Source organism: Leptospira perolatii (genome assembly GCF_002811875.1).
Taxonomy (GTDB): Bacteria; Spirochaetota; Leptospiria; order Leptospirales; family Leptospiraceae; genus Leptospira_B; species Leptospira_B perolatii.
Genome location: NZ_NPDZ01000049.1, coordinates 1 through 530 on the forward strand (window position 1 = coordinate 1; position 530 = coordinate 530).

Here is a 530-nt window from a genome sequence, read left to right on the forward strand (position 1 = left end):
TGCCTAATAAGTTTTTGGTAAACGATGCATCACTCGCAATCATGCCTGAGGGAGTGAGAAATGATTATAACAACAACGGTGGGTTGTATAGTTTTCAGTATTATTCCGGTTCTCAGGGAGAGCCGACAGATCGACTGATCGAGTACGATGCATTATTTACTAAGGATATATTCGAAGTATATAATGTACAAGATAGCTTTTTGCCGGTAGGGGCAAGGGCGAATTTATTGAGCGGGGCTGACCTGGGGCTCGGTTTATTACAGAAAGCTAAAACAGACAAAGACGCACTCGCAGGACAAATTGCAACATTCCACACTGGACTTGAGGGTAGAATACAAGTATACCTAGGTGGAGAACCAAAGAATCAAATCTCCCAGGACCAACTAGTCGGATATGTAAACCAACTAAGAAACTTCTTTATAGAAAAACAGAGCAAGGGAGAGGAAGTAAACACTGCTGTATTGGAAGCATTGGAAAACACAGGAGCCTTTACTGATGAGATGGCGAAACTGAAGTTTTTCCAAGGGTTA

The 530-nt window shown here is 42.1% G+C and carries 1 protein-coding gene; it reads left to right on the plus strand.

Features of this window, described 5'->3' with window-relative positions:
* A partial coding sequence (locus tag CH373_RS18735; protein ID WP_165778880.1) for a hypothetical protein occupies positions 1-530 on the plus strand: 530 nt, incomplete at both ends.